This is a genomic window from Streptomyces sp. NPDC058051 (assembly GCF_042885475.1).
Classification (GTDB): Bacteria; Actinomycetota; Actinomycetes; order Streptomycetales; family Streptomycetaceae; genus Streptomyces.
This window is the reverse complement of sequence record NZ_JBHVRW010000007.1, coordinates 210,363-231,834: the sequence shown is the minus strand read 5'-3', so window position 1 is coordinate 231,834 and position 21,472 is coordinate 210,363. Positions and strand designations below refer to the sequence as shown.

At 69.0% G+C, this 21,472-nt stretch carries 15 protein-coding genes and 2 pseudogenes; 9 read left to right on the top strand and 8 right to left on the bottom strand.

All coding sequences use genetic code 11. The annotated features are described in order from the left end of the window. From ACFVUT_RS14565 to ssd, 4 genes are all read right to left on the bottom strand, one after another. Complete coding sequence (locus tag ACFVUT_RS14565; protein WP_389648278.1) at positions 1–792, bottom strand: type II secretion system F family protein; 792 nt, start codon at positions 790–792, stop codon at positions 1–3. After that, a complete protein-coding gene (locus ACFVUT_RS14560) occupies positions 789–1,589 on the bottom strand; it encodes a type II secretion system F family protein (protein WP_389648589.1) in 801 nt (266 codons plus the stop codon). Before ACFVUT_RS14560 ends, ACFVUT_RS14565 begins: the two co-directional genes overlap by 4 nt. A gap of 74 nt (positions 1,590–1,663) precedes the next feature. Then, positions 1,664–2,812: a TadA family conjugal transfer-associated ATPase gene (locus ACFVUT_RS14555; protein ID WP_389648274.1), complete on the bottom strand. Its 1,149-nt coding sequence runs from the start codon at positions 2,810–2,812 to the stop codon at positions 1,664–1,666. Next, complete coding sequence (ssd, locus tag ACFVUT_RS14550) at positions 2,809–3,936, bottom strand: septum site-determining protein Ssd (RefSeq protein WP_389648270.1); 1,128 nt, start codon at positions 3,934–3,936, stop codon at positions 2,809–2,811. The genes ACFVUT_RS14555 and ssd overlap by 4 nt, the downstream gene beginning before the upstream one ends. A gap of 501 nt (positions 3,937–4,437) precedes the next feature. On the opposite strand from ssd, the gene ACFVUT_RS14545 reads away from it, so the two are divergent. After that, positions 4,438–5,277 (top strand): HAD family hydrolase, encoded by an 840-nt coding sequence (locus tag ACFVUT_RS14545; protein WP_389648267.1) that lies wholly within the window; start codon positions 4,438–4,440, stop codon positions 5,275–5,277. A gap of 730 nt (positions 5,278–6,007) precedes the next feature. On the opposite strand, the gene ACFVUT_RS14540 is transcribed toward ACFVUT_RS14545, so the two are convergent. Further along, on the bottom strand, positions 6,008–6,832 hold the full coding sequence (locus tag ACFVUT_RS14540) for an oxidoreductase (RefSeq protein WP_389648264.1): 825 nt from the start codon (positions 6,830–6,832) through the stop codon (positions 6,008–6,010). 102 nt (positions 6,833–6,934) lie between these two features. Between ACFVUT_RS14540 and ACFVUT_RS14535 the strand changes: the two genes are divergently transcribed. From ACFVUT_RS14535 to ACFVUT_RS14500, 8 genes and pseudogenes are all read left to right on the top strand, one after another. Then, positions 6,935–7,930: an ATP-binding protein gene (locus tag ACFVUT_RS14535; protein WP_389648260.1), complete on the top strand. Its 996-nt coding sequence runs from the start codon at positions 6,935–6,937 to the stop codon at positions 7,928–7,930. An 810-nt stretch (positions 7,931–8,740) separates the two neighbouring features. Further along, a pseudogene (locus ACFVUT_RS14530) lies at positions 8,741–11,581 on the top strand (SulP family inorganic anion transporter); the annotation flags it as partial. Positions 11,582–12,284: 703 nt separating this feature from the next. Further along, complete coding sequence (gene acs, locus ACFVUT_RS14525) at positions 12,285–14,282, top strand: acetate--CoA ligase (protein ID WP_389648257.1); 1,998 nt, start codon at positions 12,285–12,287, stop codon at positions 14,280–14,282. A 368-nt stretch (positions 14,283–14,650) separates the two neighbouring features. Beyond that, entirely contained in the window at positions 14,651–16,057 is a 1,407-nt protein-coding gene (gene nhaA / locus ACFVUT_RS14520) for a Na+/H+ antiporter NhaA (protein WP_389648586.1), read from the top strand. 47 nt (positions 16,058–16,104) lie between these two features. Further along, a complete protein-coding gene (locus tag ACFVUT_RS14515) occupies positions 16,105–16,638 on the top strand; it encodes a phage holin family protein (protein WP_389648254.1) in 534 nt (177 codons plus the stop codon). Between the two features lie 45 nt (positions 16,639–16,683). Further along, positions 16,684–16,821, top strand: coding sequence for a hypothetical protein (locus tag ACFVUT_RS14510; protein ID WP_389648615.1), 138 nt, complete (start codon positions 16,684–16,686; stop codon positions 16,819–16,821). A gap of 8 nt (positions 16,822–16,829) precedes the next feature. Then, on the top strand, positions 16,830–17,900 hold the full coding sequence (locus ACFVUT_RS14505) for an alpha/beta fold hydrolase (RefSeq protein WP_389648583.1): 1,071 nt from the start codon (positions 16,830–16,832) through the stop codon (positions 17,898–17,900). Positions 17,901–18,006: 106 nt separating this feature from the next. Next, on the top strand, positions 18,007–18,210 hold the full coding sequence (locus tag ACFVUT_RS14500; protein ID WP_389648251.1) for a hypothetical protein: 204 nt from the start codon (positions 18,007–18,009) through the stop codon (positions 18,208–18,210). A gap of 159 nt (positions 18,211–18,369) precedes the next feature. Here the strand turns inward: ACFVUT_RS14500 and ACFVUT_RS14495 are convergent, their stop codons facing one another. The 3 genes and pseudogenes from ACFVUT_RS14495 to ACFVUT_RS14485 form a co-directional block, all read right to left on the bottom strand. Continuing rightward, positions 18,370–19,221, bottom strand: coding sequence for an alpha/beta fold hydrolase (locus ACFVUT_RS14495; protein ID WP_389648248.1), 852 nt, complete (start codon positions 19,219–19,221; stop codon positions 18,370–18,372). 148 nt (positions 19,222–19,369) lie between these two features. Further along, positions 19,370–20,092: pseudogene (locus ACFVUT_RS14490) on the bottom strand (helix-turn-helix domain-containing protein); the annotation flags it as partial. Between the two features lie 98 nt (positions 20,093–20,190). Beyond that, the gene (locus ACFVUT_RS14485) at positions 20,191–21,396 is read right to left on the bottom strand and encodes a MarP family serine protease (protein WP_389648244.1); all 1,206 of its coding nucleotides are present in this window, start codon (positions 21,394–21,396) and stop codon (positions 20,191–20,193) included. Positions 21,397–21,472: the final 76 nt, after the last annotated feature.

Below are 21,472 nucleotides of genomic sequence, written 5' to 3'. Positions count from 1 at the left end.
TCAGCCGGCATGAAGGAGGCCGGTCGCCAGACCGATCACCACCGGCGCCACTCCGACCGCCAGGAAGGCGGGCAGAAAGCAGAGCCCGACCGGTGCGGTGATCAGCACGCCCGCCCGCTGGGCGCGCGCAACGGCCGCACTCGCCCGCTCCGCCCGCATCGCCTCGGCAAGCCGCGCCACGGGTTCCGCCGCCGGGGCACCGGTCGATCCCGCCCGCTCCAGGCACCGGGACAGCGCGTCGGCGCCCGGTATCTCCCCGAGCCGCCCCCAGGCGACCGCGGGCTCGCCACCGAGCCGGATCTCCGCCGCCGTACGCGCCAGACGAACGCCGACCGGTCCGCCCAGCGACTCCCCCACCGCCTCCGCCGCTTCCCGGGGCCCGGCTCCGGCGGAAATGCAGGCTGCCAAGAGATCTGCCGCCAACGGGAGTTGACGTGCCATTTCTGCGGCCTCCACAGCATCTGCCCGCCGTTCGCGGCCGCACCGGGTCCGCTGCCACTTCCAGATGCCGTACGCCCCCACCAGCCCGGCCATGACCCCGGGCACTCCCCCGATCAGAACCACGCCCGTCGCCACAGCGGCCAGCGGCGCAACCCATCCCTTCACCCGGGCACGTGAAACTGTCCACCCACGTCGGCGCGTCCCCGGGCCGATGGCCAGCAGCACGGCACCTCGACGGCGCGTTCGCTTCCGCCGCCGCCCCGCCAGGACATGGGCCAGACACGCGACCGTTCCCAGCACCGCCCACACTGCCGCTGTCCGGTGGACGGCATCGCCGTCGACCCCGCTCATGCCGCCTCGCCCACCCGTACGATCCGGCAGGCCCAGCAGAGACCGGCCGCCTCCAGCAGCCCGCCCACCACCAGACAGACGAGCCCGGCCGGCGAGTGCAGCAGCACTCTCAGCGGATCGGCTCCGAGCGCCGCTCCCAGCCCCAGGCCCAAAACCGGCAGCAGAGCCAGTACGGTCACCGTCGACCAGGCACCTGCCAGTTGGGCCCGCAACTCCTCCCGCCGGCGTCGCTCAGCTCGCAGCGCGCCCTCCAGGCGGTCCAGACCCGCCGCGAGCCCGGCCCCGCCGTCCACCGCCACCCGCCAGCAGGCGGCCACCCCGGCAAGCCCGTCCAACCCCGGCTCGCACGCCGCCTGTCGGAGCGCCCCCGGCACATCGCCACCGAACCGCGCAGCCGCGGACACCCCCGCCTCCGCCGCTCCCAGCACCCCGGCCCCGCCGACAGCCACGAGCAAGGCGCGCCCCGGCTCATGCCCAGCCCGTAACTCGCCCACGACAGCGCCGCACAGCGCTACCACCCCGTCGGCCCGGTGTTCCCGCTCCTTTCTCAGCGCCCGTCCCCGCAGCCACCGCCGGACCAGCGGCATCCCCACCGCACCCGCCAGAAGCGGCAGGAAGGAGTCCCCCAGCACCGCGATGGCCAGCGCCACCGGCAGGCAAAGCCACTCCCGCCGCTCCCGCAATCGCGCCTGGCACCATGTCTGAATCCGCGCCCCGCGCTCACGCAGCGGCGGCTCCATCGCTCCGTCGACGAACATCCCCCGTGCTCGCCGTCGCCCCTTGTCCCGCGCCACCATCAGCCAGGCCGCCACGCCGACGCACAGGACCGCCGCGCAGTTCACGCTCGACAACAGCACCGTCGCGCCGCCGTTCACAGCGCACCCCCGATCAGCGACCGCAGCCGCTCCCAGCCCCGCTCCTGCACAAACCCGGCGACACCCCAGCGCAGCGCCGGCACGGTCACCACCAGCCCGGCCGCGTCCCGCTCCAGGACCTGCACCTCGGCGATCCGCCGCTGTCCGGTCCGGTCCCGTACGAGGTGGACCACCACCGACAGCGCAGCCGCCAGCTGGCTGTGGAGTGCCGTCCGGTCCAGGCCCGCCGCGGTTCCCAGCGCCTCAAGGCGGGCCGGGACGTGCTCGGCAGCGTTGGCATGCACCGTTCCGCAGCCGCCTTCATGTCCGGTGTTCAGCGCGGCAAGCAGTTCGGTGACTTCGGCGCCCCGCACCTCCCCGACCACAAGCCGGTCGGGACGCATCCGCAGCGCCTGCCGCACCAGGTCCCTCAGGGTCACCCGCCCCGCCCCCTCCTGGTTGGCGGGCCGCGACTCCAGGCGCACCACATGCGGGTGGTCCGGCCGCAGCTCCGCCGAGTCCTCGGCGAGCACGATTCGCTCACGCTTCCCGACCACGCCCAGCAGACTCGACAAAAGGGTCGTCTTCCCGGCCCCCGTCCCCCCGCTGATCAAGTACGAGACCCGAGCCCGCACCAATGCCCTCATCACCTCGTCACCGCCCGGCGGCACGGTCCCCGCCGCGACCAGTTCCGTCAGCGAGAAGGCCCTGGGCCGCACCACCCGCAGCGACAGGCACGTGGAGCCGACGGACACCGGCGGCAGCACTGCATGCATACGAGTGCCGTCGGGCAACCGTGCGTCCACCCACGGCCGGGCGTCGTCCAGTCGTCGCCCCGCCACGGCTGCCAGACGTTGCGCCAGCCTGCGCACCGCGGCGGCGTCCCGGAAGGTCACCCCGGTGAGTTCGAGTCCGCCTCCCCGGTCCACCCACACCCGGTCCGGCGCGGAGACCAGGACATCCGTCACAGCCGGGTCGGCCAGCAAGGGTTCCAGCACCCCGGTCCCGATCAGCTCGCCGCGCAACTCATCAGCCGCGCCCAGCACTTCGGCATCGCCGAGCAACCGTCCCTGTGCGCGGAGCGCTGCCGCGACGCCGGCCGGGGTCGGCGCCGCGCCGCTCTGCGCCAGCCGCTGCCGTACGGCATCGAGCAGTGTCTCGGTCATGACGCGCCCCCGCCGTTGCGTCCCCCTGCGCCCTCGGACGCGAGTGCTCGTTCCCAGAACGCCGTACAGAACCTGGCGAGAGGAGCACGCGCACTGCCGCCCGGCGGGGCACCGTCGTCCTGGGCGGCCAGCAGCCCTGCGTCGATCGGGAGTTCACCGACAAGCGGAAGTCCCAGCGCCTGGGCCACCCACTGCTCATCCAGACCGGCCGCGTACGGGCCGCGGACCACCACCCGCAGGTCGTCCAGGACCGTCCCGGCCATCGCCGCCACCCGCTTCGCCGCCGCGACTGCGCGCAGCTCCCCGGGAACCACCAACAACCCGAGATCCAACTGTGCGAGCGCCTCGGCCACCGACTCGTCGACCCTGCGCGGCAAATCGACGACCACCACCCCACCGAGCCTGCGCGCGGCGGCCAGCACGGCCTGTATGGCCTGTGGCGGGATGACCACCCAGTCGTCGCGACTCCAACTGAGCACGCGCAGACCATGCAGCGCAGGCAGGGACTCCTCCAGCGCGCCTCCCCCGACCCGCCCCTTGGAATGGACGAAATCCGGCCACCTCATTCCCTCGACCCGCTCGCCACCGAGCAGCACATCGATGCCCCCGCCGAGCGGATCGCCGTCGATCAGCATGGTCCGCCGTCCGCCCCTGGCAGCGGTCACCGCGAGAGCGCAGGCCAGTGTGGACGCGCCGGAGCCGCCTCGTCCGCCGATCACTCCGACCGTGAGCGCCGGCCTGCCCATGCCTTCCGCCGCATTGGCGATCTGATCGACGAGCCAGCCCTCCGAATCGGGCAGCCTCAGCACATACTCGGCCCCGATCTCCACAGCGCGCCGCCAGACATCCGGGGCGTCCCGCACCCGGCCGACGAGCATCACGCCGCGCCTGCGTACCGCTCCCCGGCAACGCTGAGCAGCATCGTCCCCCACGAGAACCACCGGGGCCCGCTCCCAGTCGCCTCTGCGCTCGGGCAACGAGTGATGAACTTCTGGTTCCGCTCCTGCGGCCGCGCACAGTCGCAACAGATCGTCGAGGAGTTCCACATCCTCGGTCACGATCAGCGGGCCGCCCCGCTGCACTTCAGCCGTTGACGGACGATCCCGTGCGATGGATTCAGCCACGTTCACCGCCCCCCTTCCCACTACACCTTCATCGCGGTTCGCGGTGATCCCGGAGCGTTCCGGGATCAGCGATTCCACAACCCGCGGACTTCGCGGCTGGAATCACCGTGCAGGGCTTCGGAAAATCGTGTGGATCTTGCTCAAAAACTGTGGACAACTCCGCCGTTGTGAATAACTCTGTCGCTCAAACCGGCGACTTCCGGAGAGCAGCACTTCCGCTACGCACCGTGACGGGACAAGATGGCGAGAGAGATCCCGAGAAGCAGGCCGTCACGGCCGAGAGGGAGGAAGAATGCTTGATTCCGCACGACAGAAGCGTGTCCGGACATGCGACGACCCCCGCCGGGGGGGAGAGCGGGGGTCGTCCCCACGGCCGACTCGGGGGGGGAGGAGCCGGACCGGGTTAGCACGGTCGCGAACGATCCGTGACTTCCATGGTGTACCCGACAGCCTTCTCAGGCAAACCCACGCGCTGGAGTTTACGCCGAATGGTGGGCCCCTATGCTCTGCCTTGTGGAAAACCGCTTCTTGCCGCGCACAGCAGCCTTCTTTGACCTGGACAAGACGGTCATTGCGAAGTCTTCGACGCTGACCTTCAGCAAGTCCTTCTACCAAGGCGGGCTGATCAACCGCCGCGCTGTACTGCGCACTGCGTACGCACAGTTCGTGTTCCTTGCCGGGGGCGCAGATCACGACCAGATGGAGCGGATGCGGGAATATCTCTCCTCGCTCTGCAAGGGCTGGAACGTCCGACACGTGAAGGAAATCGTCGCCGAGACCCTGCACGACCTGATCGACCCGATCATCTACGACGAGGCAGCGACACTCATCGAAGAGCACCACACCGCCGGGCGTGACGTGGTGATCGTCTCGACATCGGGCGCCGAGGTCGTCGAGCCGATCGGCGAGCTGCTCGGCGCCGACCGGGTCGTCGCCACCCGCATGGTCGTCGGTGACGACGGCTGCTTCACCGGCGAAGTGGAGTACTACGCGTACGGGCCGACAAAGGCCGAGGCGATCAAATCACTCGCGGTATCGGAGGGGTACGACCTCTCACGCTGCTACGCCTACAGCGATTCCGCGACCGATGTACCGATGCTGGAGTCGGTCGGCCACCCGCACGCGGTGAATCCGGACCGCACCCTCCGACGAGAGGCAGTCCTCCGCGAGTGGCCGATTCTCGTCTTCAACCGACCAGTCCGACTCAAGCAGCGACTGCCCGCGTTCTCACTGCCGCCGCGCCCGGCGTTGGTCGCCGCGGCGGCGCTGGGAGCAGCCGCCGCGACGGCGGGATTGGTCTGGTACGCCTCCCGCCGCCGTGCCACCGCAGCCTCTGCCTGATGTACGGCCGGGGGCAAGAGCCAAGGAGAGGTGAACAGGGAGAACCTGGCACACATCCCGCACCCCACATCCCGCCGACAGGCACACCGACGGGGGACAGTCTCCGGCCCCGGCGTGCGGAACCGGTCGGCGGATCCGGTGCGCGGACCCGGCCGACGAACCCAGTCGACGACCCGGTCGGCGAGCCCGGTCGGCGGAATCAGGCAGGCGACCGACCAACCCATTTCCCCCGCGACACCAGATTGCCTGACTTGCCCTTAATTGAACCTAAAAGTAAAGAAGTGTGGCCAGCACTACCGCTCACTCCGGCCCTGGAGTACAAAGGACTCAACGGCCCGCGAGACCAAGGACATCCGAGAGGATTACCTTTAACGCAGAGATGGCCCCACGGACCGAGCATGAAAACCGAGCACCCACGCGACGTCGACCCGTCGATTACGGGCCAGCCGCACCAGGGAACGGGCAAAGCCCCCGACCTGATGGGCACATATCGAGGACGCATGGTAACTGGGTAGACATGCCAGCGGCGGTACCGAGAGCGGTACCGCCGCAACCCTTTTGCGCGGCACCGGAGTTACGGTAATGGCCGCCTCCTCGGAACACTGCACGGAAGTCTGCGCCGAAGCTGCTCACCCGTGCCACCGCGGTGCTGCTCACCCGTACGCCGCGGTGAAGTCATTCATTCGCCGCTTCCAGCTTGCCGCGCCCGGACCGGCGGCCCCGCAGCCCGTTACGCAGCACCCCGCTGCAACGCCTCGCACACCGCCGTCGACTCTCTGACGCCAAGCTCCACGGCGCGGCCGCAATGGGCGATCCAGGCCGCCATCCCTTCCGGCGACCCCGACAGATACCCCTCGAACGCAGCGACGTACGCCGCTCGTCCCTGCTCCGCATGTCCCACCTCGGCAGGACAGATCGCCTTGGGGTCGAGCCCGCTGTCGATCAGCACGATCCGCTCGGCAGTACGCGCGACGAGACCGTTGCACGAACCGAATGGGCGCAGGGCCAGCAGTTCACCGTGCACGACCGCGGCCGACACCAGCGCGGGCGCCGAACCGCCCGAAAGGATCAATCCGGAGAGGCCCTCCAGCCGCCCGGCCATCTCCACCGCATCCGGCAGCACCGCTTCGATCAGCGGCTCATCCACGGATTCACCCGCCAGCCGCGGTCGGCCGACAGAGTCGTCGGGGGCCGCTCCTCCGGCCGCGACCAGATGCAGTCGCGCCAGTACACGCAGCGGCGACTGCCGCCAGATGGAAAGCAGTTGGCCGGCTTCGGCAGTGAGCCTCAGGGCTGCGCCGACCACCTGCGCCTCGGCGTCGCCGCTGAAGTCGGTGCGCCGGCGCACCTCCTCCAGATTCCAGTCCGCACCCGACAGCGCCGCCGATCCACGTGCGCCACGCAGCGCCGCTTCGGAGGTGACCTCGTTGCTGCGGCGCCGCATGACGCGGTGCCCGTAGACGCGATCGGCGGCCTTGCGTACGGAGTCCACCGCGTCGGCGACCCCCGGCAGGGCGCCCAGGGCGGCGAGCGGATCAGAGGCAGGCGTACTCATAAGTAGCGAGGCTACGCGCCCCCTGCGTCGCTGCCGCCCAGGAGTGGCCTTCTTCACGAAGCGCGGCAGCAGAACGCAATCAAGCCGCTACCCTAGGTGAACATGAAGATCGCTTTCGTAGGGAAGGGCGGCAGCGGCAAGACCACGCTGTCCTCGCTCTTCATCCGCCACCTTGCTGCCAATGAAGCCCATGTCGTCGCGGTGGACGCCGACATCAACCAGCACCTCGGAGCCGCGCTCGGCCTCGACGACCACGCGGCCGCGACGATGCCTGCCATGGGCGCCCAGCTGCCACTGATCAAGGAGTATCTGCGCGGCAGCAACCCCCGAATCGCCTCCGCCGAGACGATGATCAAGACGACTCCGCCAGGCGAGGGCTCACGGATCCTGCGGGTACGCGAGAACAACCCGATCTACGACGCGTGCGCCCGGACGATCCGGCTCGACGACGGGGAGATCCGACTAATGGCCACCGGGCCGTTCACCGAGTCGGATCTGGGCGTGGCCTGCTACCACTCCAAGGTCGGTGCGGTCGAACTGTGCCTCAATCATCTCGTCGACGGCCCCGACGACTATGTCGTTGTGGACATGACGGCAGGTTCTGACTCCTTCGCTTCCGGGATGTTCACCCGCTTCGACATGACGTTCCTGGTTGCCGAGCCGACCCGTAAAGGCGTGTCGGTCTACCGCCAGTACAAGGAGTACGCCCGGGACTTCGGGGTCACGCTGAAGGTCGTCGGCAACAAGGTGCAGTGCGAGGACGATCTGGAGTTCCTGCGCGCCGAGGTGGGCGACGACCTGCTGGTGGGCGTCGGACACTCCGACTGGGTGCGGGCGATGGAGAAGGGACGGCCCGCCCGATTCGAGTTGCTTGAGGCGGACAACCGGATGGCCCTCCAGTCGCTCCAGAACGCCGCGGAGGATTCGTACGAACTGCGGGACTGGGAGCGCTACACCCGGCAGATGGTGCACTTCCATCTGAAGAACGCGGAGAACTGGGGCAATGCGAAGACGGGTGCGGACCTGGCCGCCCAGGTCGACCCCGCTTTCGTGCTCGACGAGCGGTACGTGCAGGACAACGCCGCTCAACCGGCCTGACGTGCCGGCGCCCCGACCGGATGGAAGCACGTTTTCCGGTCGGGGCGCCATGACTCCCCAGCGGCAGTCCCAGCGTGAGGACACGCGATTCGCCGGGCGTGTGCGGTCATCGGACGCTCATCGCACACGCACATCGAGGGATGTCGCGGCTCCCGCACGGACTCCGTCAACGGGCTCCGTCACCGGGCTCCGTCAACGGGCCGGTCATCGGGCCGGCGGGACTGGCCCGATCCGTACCGAACCGTGGGTGCGCCCCGCCGCCCCCCGGCACCCGGCCCACGTCCGTACCGGGCACCCGCCCCACGTCCGTGCCCGTTGCCCGGTCCGTGGCCAGCGGACCTCATTTCTGAGCGCGGTTCGAGGGGCGCTTGCCCTCGAAACGCTGTCCCGCTTCACGGCAGGGGGTCTGGCGGCCCCGGATCTCGGATACGTCCCGGAGGGACAACGGCCGACTCCCGCGATCAGCGCAACGGTCATGGCTCCCAGGGCGACCCGCTCGGCGGCGGTCCTCTGCGCGGCACCCATCCGCCCACCCTCATTTCCTACGAGAAATGCGCGCTGAAGTGCCGAAAGCCCTGATCAAGGTCGCACGCGATCACACCGGAATCACAATGACAGACCATATGTAAACCTTTCTATTCACTTGAATGGGCGATTGATCGGCCCATTCAGCCTCAAACATGGACAGCTCTCTTTACTCTCCATTACGATCTATTTACTGAGAGTTGAGAAATCCCGCCGCTGCACGCCGTGACCCACGGCCGCGTCCCCCACGTTCCGCGACCGCGCTGCCCCGGAGGAGACGGGAACATGTCCGCTTTTGCACCCACTCGCCATAACCACACAGCCCGCAGCACGAGCCCACCCCGCGCCTCGGGAATCAAGCGCCCACACAGCCCGCCGCCACACGGCGGACGATTCCGCATCACCGCGTCCGACCTGTCCGCGTCGATCACGGTCTTCCTGCTCGCCGTCCCCATGTCCCTCGGTCTCGCGGTCGCCATGGGCGCCCCGCTGATGGCCGGCCTCATCGCAGCCGCGATCGGCGGCGTCGTCGCCGGCCTGCTCGGCGGCACCCCCCTCCAGGTCAGCGGTCCCTCCGCCGGACTGACCGTCGTCACAGCCGAGTTGATCCAGCTCTACGGCTGGCGCACCACCTGCGCGATCACCGTCGGCGCCGGTCTTCTGCAGATCCTGCTGGGCTCGCTACGGGCGGCGCGCAGCGCACTCGCCGTCAGTCCAGCCATCGTGCATGGCACCCTCGCCGGTATCGGTGTGGCCATCGCGCTCGCGCAACTACACATCGTGCTCGGCGGATCGCCTCGAAGTTCGGCCGTCGACAATGCCCTTGCCCTGCCCCGTCAGCTGGGACAAGTGAGTCCGGCAGCTCTGCTGATCGGTCTCCTGACCATCACCGTGTTGGTCCTGTGGCCGCGGATTCCAGGGCGATTCGGCCGGGCGGTACGGCGGATTCCGGCTGCTCTCGCCGCGGTGGTGACCGCGACTGCAGCGGCCGCGATCACCGCGCCCGAGATCGCCCGGGTCGATCTGCCGTCCTGGCGCTCGCACGTCCTTCCGGAGATTCCGCACGGCCCTGTACTCGCCCTGACCACAGCTGTGTTCACAGTGATGCTGGTAGCCAGTCTGGAGTCGCTGCTCTCCGCAGTCGCTGTGGACAAGCTGACAGCCGACCGCGCCGGCGAACACAATGCGGCCCGGTCCCAGGCCGACTCGCCGTCCGCGCACGCGTCTGCCTCTTCGCCGGGTTCGCCGGGTTCGCCGGGTTCGCCGGGTTCGCCGGGTTCGCCGGGTTCGCCGGGTTCGCCGTCGACCGTAGGGGTGCTGTCGACCGAGGGTTCGGCGTCCGCTTCACCCCAAGCCCAAGCCGAGGCCCAAGCTCTCGCCCCTGCCCCTGCCCCTGCCGCAGGTCCGGGTCCGGGTCCGGGTTCGGGTTCGGGCGCGGCGCCCTCATCGGACCCGCCCATCAGACGCTCCGATCTCGATCGGGAACTACGCGCCCAGGGCATTGCCAACACGCTGTCCGGATTGGTGGGCGGGCTGGCGGTGTCCGGGGGTGCGGTGCGCAGTTCGGCAAATGTGCGGGCCGGTGCGACGAGTCGCGCTTCCACTGTGCTGCACGGCGTCTGGGTCATGCTCGCCACCGGACTGCTGGTGGCCGTTCTGGAGTGGATCCCGCTGGCCGCACTCGGCGCGCTCGTCATGATGGTCGGCATCCAGATGGTGAACTTCGCCCACATTCGCAATGTCCATAAACACCGGGAATTCCTGGTGTACGGGTCGACGATCACCGGCGTGATCCTCTTCGGTGTGCTCAAGGGGGTGGTGCTCGGCATCGCCGTCGCGGTGGCCGTAGCCCTGCACCGGCTGGCTCGGACCAGGATCACTGTGACTGATCAGGGTGGCCAGCACTTGGTGGTGGTACGCGGCCAGTTGACGTTCCTCGCTGTGCCCCGGCTCAGCCGGACGCTCGGCCAACTGCCTCAGGACGGGGATGCAGTCGTCGAGCTGGACGGCTTCTTCATGGACCATGCGGCATACGAGGCGATCCAGGGCTGGAGCATTGCCCAGCGGGCCCACGGCGGCCGGGTCGTCTTCACCGGAAGGTCCGGCGGCCGGATCGCCGAACCCGCATCCGCGGCGCATTCCTGTTGCCGACCCTGGACGCCATGGCGCAACCATCACTGCCACGACCAGCCTGAACAGACGACCGAAACCCACCCCACCCGACTCGCTACGGACCTCGGCGTGATCCCCGGGACGAATCCCGGCACGCACCCCACCACCACCGGCGCCACCACCGACACCACCGACACCAACACCGGCAAGTGCCCAGCCCCCGGCCACAGACACAGCGAAAGCTCCGCCTCTGCCGAGGATCGCTCCCCCGAGACAGCCGCCCCGGAAGCGCGCAGCACCCTGCCCCCAAGCAACTTGCCCGATGCCACCCGGCGCGGGTCAGGAGGCAGTCGCCTCTTCAGCGGCCTGAGTTCCTTCCAACGCAACACCGCTCCGCTGGTACGCGAGGAGTTGGCCCGGCTGGCCCGCGAGGGTCAACGCCCTTCTCAGCTCTTCATCACCTGCGCCGACTCCCGTCTGGTCACCAGCATGATCACGGCGAGCGGCCCGGGTGACCTGTTCACCGTGCGGAACGTCGGCAATCTGGTCCCCCCGTCCGGCACCGAGTGGAGTGACGACTCGGTAGGAGCCGCGATCGAATACGCGGTGGATGTACTGAAGGTGGAGTCCATCACCGTCTGTGGGCACTCCGGCTGCGGCGCGATGCAGGCTCTGCTCGGCACCGAGCCGGACCCGGACGCTCCGCCGACATCACTGTGGCGCTGGCTGAGACACGGGCTGCCGAGCCTTGAGCGTATGGCGTCCCGGCATGCTGCCTCGGCCCGGATCTCCGGCCGGCCGTCAGCCGATGCGTTGGAGCAGCTCTGCCTCACCAATGTGATCCAGCAACTGGACCATCTTCGGACTCATGCATCGGTGGCGCGGCGGCTCGCCGACGGCACGCTCGAACTGCACGGAATGTACTTCCACGTGGGCGAGGCGCAGGCCTATCTGCTGTCCGAGGGAGCGAGCGCCGGGCTCACACACGACGAGGTGTTCGACCGTGTCGGCCCTGGCGACATCAACACCGGACCCGGTGCCCAGGCCCTGAACACCCCCCACACCCTGGCCGATCGCCGCGCCTTTGACGACCTCCACTCCTCGACCAGCCTCCACTCCCCGAACGACTTCCACTCCTCGACCGGTCTCCACTCCTCGCCCGATCCCCACACCCTGGACGCCCTCCACTCCCCGATGGCCCCCTCCACTCCCCGACCGCCCCCCACTGCGCCCCGACCGACCCCCACGCCCTGAACAACTCCCGTACCCCGGGGCGCACCCGCGCTCCGGACGCCTCCACACCTGAACGACGCTCACCTCCCGAACTCACCTCCCGACTGCTCCACACCCCGGGGCGCACCCGCTTCCCGACCGCCCGCACCCCCTGGGCGGCCCCCGCCCCCGGTCGATACCGGCTGCTCTTCCAGGCCGCCGCAGCCCCGGGGATCCATCCGGTTCCGGCGCGTGGGAACGTACTCGCGTCTGAACCGGATTCACCCCCGGTCCGTGAGACCTTGTGGTCCCGCCTCCGTACCGCGCCGTACCACTCGGCTCGCTCTGCCCCGCACCGCACCGCACCGCACCGCACCGCACCGCAGTGCAGAGCACCGCACCGTGCCGGACCGGACGTGGGGGCGGGATCGTGCCTCCATACGAGATACAGGTCTAAACCAATTCCGGGCAGACACTTGTCACCCGGCCTTTGGCCTGATGAGCTATGCCCCGGGACACAACGGACACCCTGGGAATGGGAGATGTCGTGAGCAACGAAAGCCTGGCCAATCTGCTCAAGGAGGAGCGGCGGTTTGCACCGCCTGCCGATCTGGCCGCGAATGCCAACGTCAAAGCGGAGGCGTACGAGCAGGCCGAGGCGGACCGGCTGGGCTTCTGGGCCGAGCAGGCCCGTCGCCTGACCTGGGCCACGGAGCCGACCGAAACGCTCGACTGGAGCAACCCGCCCTTCGCGAAATGGTTCGCGGACGGCAAGCTCAACGTCGCGTACAACTGCGTGGACCGCCATGTCGAGGCCGGCCATGGCGACCGGGTCGCCATCCACTTCGAGGGCGAGCCCGGCGACAGTCGTACCATCACCTACGCCGATCTGAAGGACGAGGTCTCCCGCGCGGCGAACGCCCTCACCGAGCTCGGTGTCGGCAAGGGCGACCGGGTCGCCGTCTATCTGCCGATGATCCCCGAGGCGGCCATCGCGATGCTGGCCTGCGCGCGCATCGGTGCCGCACACTCGGTGGTCTTCGGCGGCTTCTCCGCCGATGCCATCGCCGCCCGCATCCAGGACGCGGACGCCAAGGTCGTCATCACCGCCGACGGCGGCTACCGCCGCGGCAAGCCGTCCGCGCTGAAGCCCGCCGTGGACGACGCCGTCTCCCGTATCGACAGCGTCGAGCATGTCCTCGTGGTGCGGCGCACCGGCCAGGACACCGCGTGGACCGAGGGTCGCGACGTCTGGTGGCACGAGATCACCGGCCGGCAGTCCGCCGAGCACACCCCCGAGGCCTTCGACGCGGAGCAGCCGCTCTTCATCCTCTACACCTCGGGCACCACGGGGAAGCCGAAGGGCATCCTGCACACCTCCGGTGGCTACCTCACGCAGGCGGCGTACACCCACAACGCGGTCTTCGACCTCAAGCCGGAGACCGATGTCTTCTGGTGCACCGCCGACATCGGCTGGGTGACCGGCCACTCGTACATCGTCTACGGCCCGCTGGCCAACGGCGCAACGCAGGTCATGTACGAGGGCACTCCCGACTCCCCGCACCAGGGGCGCTTCTGGGAGATCGTGCAGAAGTACGGCGTCACGATCCTCTACACCGCGCCGACCGCGATCCGTACGTTCATGAAGTGGGGTGACGACATCCCCGCCAAGTTCGACCTGAGCAGTCTCCGGGTCCTCGGTTCGGTCGGTGAGCCGATCAACCCCGAGGCGTGGATGTGGTACCGCAAGCACATCGGCGCTGACAAGTGCCCGATCGTGGACACCTGGTGGCAGACCGAGACCGGCGCGATGATGATCGCGCCGCTGCCGGGTGTCACGGAGACCAAGCCGGGAAGCGCCCAGCGCGCCCTGCCCGGTATCTCCGCCACGGTCGTCGACGACGAGGCCAACGAGGTTCCGAACGGCGGGGGCGGCTATCTCGTCCTCACCGAGCCGTGGCCGTCGATGCTCCGCACCATCTGGGGCGACGACCAGCGCTACATCGACACCTACTGGTCCCGCTTCGAAGGCAAGTACTTCGCGGGCGACGGCGCCAAGAAGGATGAGGACGGCGACATCTGGCTGCTCGGCCGGGTCGACGACGTGATGCTCGTGTCGGGGCACAACATCTCGACCACCGAGGTCGAGTCGGCGCTCGTGTCGCACCCTTCGGTTGCCGAGGCCGCCGTGGTCGGCGCCGCGGACGAGACGACCGGCCAGGCCATCGTCGCCTTCGTGATACTGCGCGGCAACGCCGTCTCCTCCGACGAGCTCGTCGCGGAGCTGCGCAACCACGTGGGCACCACGCTCGGTCCGATCGCCAAGCCGAAGCGGATCCTGCCGGTCGCCGAGCTGCCGAAGACCCGCTCCGGCAAGATCATGCGGCGTCTGCTGCGCGACGTCGCCGAGAACCGCGAGCTGGGCGACGTCACGACGCTCACCGACTCCTCGGTGATGGACCTCATCCAGACCCAGCTGCCGTCCTCCTCCTCCGAAGACTGACCTCAGCGGGACCGACCGCGATAAGTCCGACGGACCGGAATCGCCTGGGCGCAACCGACCTGGGCGGAACCGACCGCAGTAGAACCGACGGACCGGAACCGACCGAATCGGAACCGACCGGAGCGGAACCGACCGGAGCGGGACCGGTCGGAGCAGGTACGTCCCCGAGGGGCATCCGGCAACGCGCCGAGTGCCCCTCGGGCATTTAAGGTGAAGATCACCGGATGGATACAGGCCCACGCACCACGGGTACAGTGGCTGTCGCGTCAACAACACAATAAGAAGTTCCACAGGGTGTGCCGGGAAGTCTGGTCGGCGAGTTCATCAGCCATGCCATCGCTGCCGTACCGACCCGGAGGTCCTCACTCGTGGCCGCGCCCGCCCCCACCCCCGATTCCTCCCGCCGCACCTTTCTCGGGCGCCTGCCTCTCCCCGAGCGGAACTATCTCGCGGACGCCCTGCGCACCGAAACCGTCGGCGGAGTCATCCTTCTGGTCGCAGCGCTCGCCGCCCTGCTGTGGGCGAACGCCTTCGGATCCGCGTACTCGGCCGTCAGCGACTTCCACTTCGGTCCGGGGTCGCTCGGACTCAACCTCTCCGTGGAGCACTGGACGGCGGACGGCCTGCTCGCGGTGTTCTTCTTCGTCGCGGGCGTCGAACTCAAGCGGGAACTGGTCGCGGGTGAACTGCGCAACCCCAGGGCGGCCGCCCTCCCTGTCGCAGCCGCACTGTGCGGCATGATCGTCCCGGCCGTCGTCTACACACTCGTGACCGTGACCGGCGGGGGTTCCGCGGACGGCTGGGCGGTACCGACCGCCACCGACATCGCCTTCGCACTCGCCGTCCTCGCGGTCATCGGCACTTCGCTGCCGAACGCTCTGCGCGCCTTCCTGCTGACCCTCGCCGTCGTCGACGACCTCTGCGCGATCCTGATCATCGCGGTCTTCTTCACCGAGAAGATCCACTTCATGGCGCTGATCGGCGCCTTCATCGGCCTCGTCGTCTTCCATCTGCTGCTGCGCCGGAATGTGCGCGGCTGGTACGTCTACGTACCGCTCGCCCTGGTCATCTGGGGTCTGATGTACAACAGCGGCGTCCACGCCACCATCGCCGGTGTCGCCATGGGCCTGATGCTCCGCTGCACCCGGCGGGACGGCGAGACCCGCTCCCCCGGCGAGCACATCGAGCACCTGATACGCCCGCTGTCGGCCGGTGTCGCCGTACCGCTGTTCGCCCTCTTCTCAGCCGGTGTCACGCTCTCCGGCAGCGCACTGGCCGGCGTCTTCACCCGGCCCGAGACGCTCGGTGTCGTCCTCGGGCTCGTCGTCGGCAAGACCATCGGCGTCTTCGGCGGTACGTGGCTGGTCGCCCGCTTCACGAAGGCGGAGCTGAACAAGGACCTGGCCTGGGCCGATGTCTTCGCAGTCGCCTCGCTCGCGGGGATCGGCTTCACCGTCTCGCTGCTCATCGGTGAACTGGCCTTCGCCGGCGACGAGGGGCTGATCAACGAGATCAAGGCCGCCGTACTGGTCGGTTCTCTGACAGCCGCCCTGCTCTCCGGTGTGTTGCTCAAGCTCCGGGTCCGCAGATACCGGACGCTGTACGAGGCGGAGGAGCGCGACGAGGACGAGGACGGCGTGCCCGACGTCTACGAGCAGGACGATCCGGAGTACCACCTGCGGATGGCCGCGATCTACGAGAAGAAGGCGGCCGAGCACCGTCGTCTTGCCCAACTGGCGGGGGCAGCGAGCACCGAGCCGGACAGTCCGGCATGATCTGACACCAGATGTGTTGAGCAGGAGCGCAGGAAAGGGAGTCAGGGATGAGCGACCCCGGCAACAACGCGGGCAGCGCCGACCGCAGTCTCGGGCAACTGGTCGCCACCGCGACGGCCGAGATGTCCGCACTGGTGCACGACGAGATCGCCCTGGCCAAGGCCGAAGTGCGACAGGACGTCAAGCGCGGCGTCACCGGAAGCGTGGTGTCCGTCATCGCGGGCGTGCTGTTTCTGTTCGCGATCCCGGTGCTGAGCTTCGCGGCGGCGTACGGCATCCACAATCTGGGGCTTGGGCTGGCCTGGTCGTTCCTGATCGTGGGCGGCGCGTTCATCGTGCTGGGAGCATTGCTCGGGCTGTTCGCCTTCGCGAAGTTCAAGAAGGTGAAGCCGCCGGTGAAGTCCATCTCTTCGGCCAAGCAGACGGCGTCCGTCCTGCAGGGCGTCAAACCGCACCCGCGACCCGCCGTCACAGCCGGGGAAAGCCGTCCGGCCGTCGAGGGCAGCACGCAGCCGGGCAAGGCTCTGGAGAAGGCTCCGGTTCAGGACAAGTCGCCCGCTGTGGCACGCTCGTCCACATGACGGTCCCCGATTTCAGCACATCCGGCCCGGTAGGCCCGGAAGGTCATGCAGATCCGGAAGGTCATCCAGACCCGGAAGATCATGGAGATCCGGAAGGCCAAGCAGACCCAGAAGGCCAAGCAGGCTCGGACGAGCAAGCAGGCAAGGAGGGTCAGGCAGACAAGAAGGGCCTGGCCGACCTGACCGGCGGTCTGACCGGCCGGGCGGCCCCTGTCGGCTTCTCGGGCCCGACCGGCCACTCAGACCCCTCGGCCCCCCGGGGCCCTTCAGCCCCCTCAGGCCCTTCAGATCCCTCGGACCCGCCGAGCGCTCCCGGCGCGGTCGGTTCCCCCGGCCCGGCTGGTTCCGGCGGGCCTGTGCGGATCGACGGGCCGTGGACCCACCGGGACGTGGCGGCGAACGGCGCCCGCTTCCACATCGCCGAACTCGGCGAAGGGCCCCTGGTGCTGCTGCTGCACGGCTTCCCGCAGTTCTGGTGGACCTGGCGCCATCAGCTCACCTCACTGGCCGACGCCGGTTTCCGCGCCGTGGCGATGGATCTGCGCGGTGTCGGCGGCAGTGACCGCACACCCCGGGGATACGACCCCGCCAACCTGGCGCTCGACATCACCGGCGTGATCCGCTCGCTCGGTGAACCGGACGCCGCCCTGGTCGGCCACGACATGGGCGGCTACCTCGCCTGGACAGCCGCGGTGATGCGGCCGAAACTGGTGCGCCGCCTCGTCGTCTCGTCCATGCCGCACCCGCGCCGCTGGCGCTCCTCGATGCTCTCCGACTTCGCGCAGTCCCGTGCGGGCTCGTACATCTGGGGTTTCCAGCGCCCATGGGTACCGGAGCGTCAGCTCGTCGCGGATGACGCCGCGTTGGTGGGCCGGCTGATCCACGACTGGGCGGGCCCCCGGACGCCGGAGTTCCCCGACGAGGCGGCGGTCGACATCTACCGGCGGGCGATGTGCATCCCGTCGACGGCACACTGCTCGATCGAGCCGTACCGCTGGATGGTGCGCTCCCTGGCCCGTCCGGACGGCATCCAGTTCAACCGGCGCATGAAACGACCGGTACGGGTTCCCACGCTGCATCTGCACGGTTCACTCGATCCGGCGGTGCGTACGCGCAGCGCGGCGGGGTCCGGCGCGTACGTCGAAGCGCCGTACCGTTGGCGACTTTTCGACGGTCTGGGACACTTCCCCCACGAGGAGGATCCGGACGGGTTCTCGGCCGAACTCATCAACTGGCTCAAGGATCCCGAGCCCGACCGGTAGCTGTGCGGGCGTCGTTCTCCGACGAACAGCCAATTGCCTGACGCATAGGCCAATTGGCTGGCGGATGGGTGGTTACCGACCATGAGGCACGGGCAGACGTCGAGGTATGGGCTGGACGCACGACTTCGGTGACGCAGCACGCAATCGTCGCTCGACCGCCACGGCGGATCCGAGCATTCATGAGGGGGACGGCCCACAGGGCCGGGTGCACGCTATGCAAGTTCTGCATGATCCCCAGCTCGGTATTCCGCGCATTCTGCGCCGTCGGGCCCGCTGGGTCTCGGCGCGGCTGCGCCATCCACGCGGATGATGTCCGCCCCGCGCGGATGATGTCAGTCCCGCACGGCCGATGAACATTCAACGGCCGGGCGGGACTTCCACAACTCTCCGGGCTGCCGCGGGGCGGTCTGCCCAGGACATGTCCGGCGGATCGACGCCGCAGCGTTTCCAGTGCTGTGACCGGGAAGGTTCACCGGGTTGTTGGGCGTTGGCGCGGGGACTGGAGGAAGGCGATGAGAGCGGCTGTGAGCTCGGCGGGCGCGTCTTCTTGGACGAGATGGCCCGCACCGGCGATTGGTTCAAGTCGCGCGCCCGGGATGCGGGCGGCGAGCTCCCGTCCTTTCGCCACGGGAATCCAGGTGTCGTCCTGACCCCAGCACACCAGCGTTGGGATGCCGATCTCGCCGTACCGGTCCTGCACCTCGTCGGTGTAGAGCTGGTCGGCCTGGGCGATCTGCCGGTAGAAGGCCGCCTGGCCGGGGTCGCCGAGCCAGGGCCGGACGAGCCGGTCGAGGACTGCCGGGTGCAGGCCGGGACTGCTGGCCGAAGTTACGTACTCACGCACCAGGGCGTGGTGCAGCGCGGGCGGCAGTCGCTCGAAGACCTCGGAGTGCTCACCGACAAGCCGGAAGAACGGCGACCCCCACGGTGCCAGCGCGACCGGGTCGACCAGAGCGAGCGCGCGATAGCGGGCGCCGTGCAGCAGATGCGCCCGCAAGGAGACGGCACCGCCGAAATCGTGGGCGACCACCAGGGGTTCCTCCAGGCCCCAGTGCGCCAGAAGCTCGGTGAAGACCCTGCCCTGGGCAGCCAGGGAGACATCCTGGCCGACGGACATTTCCGATGCCCCGTAACCGGGCATGTCCCACACGAACACCTGGTGACGGCGGGCGAGTGAGCGGGCGACAGCGCGCCAGACATACGAGGAGAAGGGTGTGCCGTGCAGGAGCACGACCGGATCCTGGCCAGGTTGTCCGAGGCTGCCCCAGCGGACGCCGCCCGACGTGCTGCGGAATGTCTCGGCCAGCTGCCATTCACTCACGGGTGCTGTTCCTCTCTGCTGTGCTTCCGGTCCAAGCGGGGTGATCGAACGGAGTTCGGTCCGGGCTGCGTGGTCACAGGCCGGTAGCGCCGTGCCCGGACAGTGAATTCACCTTGTGCTTGGTCACGCGGCGGCGGACGTGAGCGGTCTGCCGCCTTTGGCTCCACAGGGTGTCGTCGCCGAGGGAGTAGCAACCGTGGAAGTAGGTGACTCCGTGGGTGCGGTGGTAGGTCGCCGGGACGCGGTCGGGCCGGCCCTGTTCGGCCCAGCGGCTGCCGCCGGTGGGGCGGATGCCCAGCGGGCCGAATTCGTCGAACGCGAAGACGCGGTCCGGGAAGTGCTCAATGACGTGTTCGATCCGGTCGAGCCTGGCGTCACGGTCACGGTCGGGGTCGGTGGACTCCTTCCACATCTTGGTGCGTTGGAAGGTCACGCCGCGGCGGGCGAGCAGGGTCCTCAGGGCCTCGCGGCCGATGCGAATCACCCGGCCGTGGACTTTGCGCAGGTAGGCGGCGAGTTCGCGGAGGGACCAGCGGGTGAAGGGCTGGCCGAGCTTGCGTGGGCGGGTGGTGGCCGTCTGGATCACGAAGTCCTCGTCGTCAGGGCTGAGCAGGCGGGGACGGCCTCCCGCCCACCGAGGGTCCAGCCAGGCCAGGCCGATCTCATTGAAGCGGTGAATCACATCCCGCACCGTGTCCTGGTCGGCCTGGACCAGCTGGGCGATCACCGGCACGGTGTTCCCGCCGGCTGAAGCGAGCAGCATCATCGCCCTCCGGTAGCGCACCGTGCTGGTGCTACCCCGCCGCACGATCTGCTGCAGCCGTTGCCCCTCCTGATCCGTCAGCCTCCGGACCTTGACCGGCTCTGCCACCGCACCTCCATGCACCCGATCGGATGAGTCCTCACATCCAACCGGCCGCGAGGTGACTCGCGCCAGCAGCGACCCGGTGAACCTTCCCGGCCACAGCACTAGAGGGCGCATCCCTGGCTGTCGACCTGCTGGTCGGCGGAGCGACCTTGTGAGATGTCCTTGCGGATCTCGTCGGCGGTCAGCGCGTAGCCGGTCTCGGGGTCGTCGAGCGACTTCGCGAAGACGACTCCGTACACCTTGCCGTCCGGGGTCAGCAACGGTCCGCCGGAGTTTCCCTGACGGACGGTCGCGAAGAGCGAGTACACATCGCGGCGGACGGTGCCCCGGTGGTAGATGTCCGGCCCGCTGGCGTCGATACGGCCGCGGACGCGCGCGGCCCGTACGTCGTACGAGCCGTTCTCCGGGAAGCCCGCGACGATGGCGCTGTTCCCGGTGACGGCGTCGTGATCGGTGTCGGTGAACTTCAGCGGCTTCGCGTCGAGGTCCGGTACGTCGAGCACGGCGATGTCGCGCTGCCAGTCGTAGAGGACGACCTTCGCGTCGTACAGGCGTCCCTGGCCGCCGATCTGGACGGTCGGCTCGTCGACGCCGCCGACGACATGGGCATTGGTCATCACCCGGCGGTCGGAGAAGACGAAGCCGGTACCTTCGAGGACCTTGCCACAGCTCGGGGCCGTACCGACGACCTTGACGATGGACTCCTTGGCACGCGCTGCCACGGGGCTGCCGACCAGCGCCGGGTCCGGGGCCTGCACTTCGGTGATCGGCTCGTTGGCGAAGGGGCTGAAGACCTGCGGGAAGCCGTTCTGCGCGAGGACCGAGGAGAAGTCCGTGAACCAGGTGGACGCCTGAGCGGGCATCACCCGGGAGATGCCGAGCAGAACCGAGGAACTGCGGACCTCCTTCCCCAGGGTGGGCAGTGAGGTACCGGCCAGCGCGGAACCGATCAGCCAGGCCACCAGCAGCATCGCGACCACGTTGACCAGGGCGCCTCCGGTGGCGTCGAGAGCACGCGCGGGTGACCACGTGATGTACCGGCGGAGCTTGTTCCCGAGGTGGGTGGTGAATGCCTGGCCCACCGAGGCACAGACGATCACGATGACGACGGCGACAATGGCTGCCGTCGAGGAGACCTCGGAGCCGTTCGTCATCTGGTCCCACAGGACCGGCAGCAGGTAGACGGCGACGAGGCCACCGCCCAGGAACCCGATCACCGACAGGATGCCGACGACGAACCCCTGGCGATAGCCGATGACCGCGAACCACACAGCGCCGGCCAGCAGCAGGATGTCCAGCACGTTCACCGTCTATAGCCTCGCAGATTCGTCACCGGGCCTGTTCCTTCGACTGGGTCCGGGCGGGACCGGACAGCGCAGCACG

Coding starts and splice junctions, on each gene's coding strand:
- ACFVUT_RS14545 (WP_389648267.1), top strand. CDS start 4,438: ATGCTCTGCCTTGTGGAAAACCGCTTCTTGCCGCGCACAGCAGCCTTC.
- ACFVUT_RS14560 (WP_389648589.1), bottom strand. CDS start 1,589: ATGGTGGCGCGGGACAAGGGGCGACGGCGAGCACGGGGGATGTTCGTC.
- ACFVUT_RS14510 (WP_389648615.1), top strand. CDS start 16,684: ATGCAGATCCGGAAGGTCATCCAGACCCGGAAGATCATGGAGATCCGG.
- acs (WP_389648257.1), top strand. CDS start 12,285: ATGCCCCGGGACACAACGGACACCCTGGGAATGGGAGATGTCGTGAGC.
- ACFVUT_RS14565 (WP_389648278.1), bottom strand. CDS start 792: ATGAGCGGGGTCGACGGCGATGCCGTCCACCGGACAGCGGCAGTGTGG.
- ACFVUT_RS14540 (WP_389648264.1), bottom strand. CDS start 6,832: ATGAGTACGCCTGCCTCTGATCCGCTCGCCGCCCTGGGCGCCCTGCCG.
- ACFVUT_RS14515 (WP_389648254.1), top strand. CDS start 16,105: ATGAGCGACCCCGGCAACAACGCGGGCAGCGCCGACCGCAGTCTCGGG.
- ACFVUT_RS14535 (WP_389648260.1), top strand. CDS start 6,935: ATGAAGATCGCTTTCGTAGGGAAGGGCGGCAGCGGCAAGACCACGCTG.
- ACFVUT_RS14500 (WP_389648251.1), top strand. CDS start 18,007: ATGGGCTGGACGCACGACTTCGGTGACGCAGCACGCAATCGTCGCTCG.
- ACFVUT_RS14555 (WP_389648274.1), bottom strand. CDS start 2,812: ATGACCGAGACACTGCTCGATGCCGTACGGCAGCGGCTGGCGCAGAGC.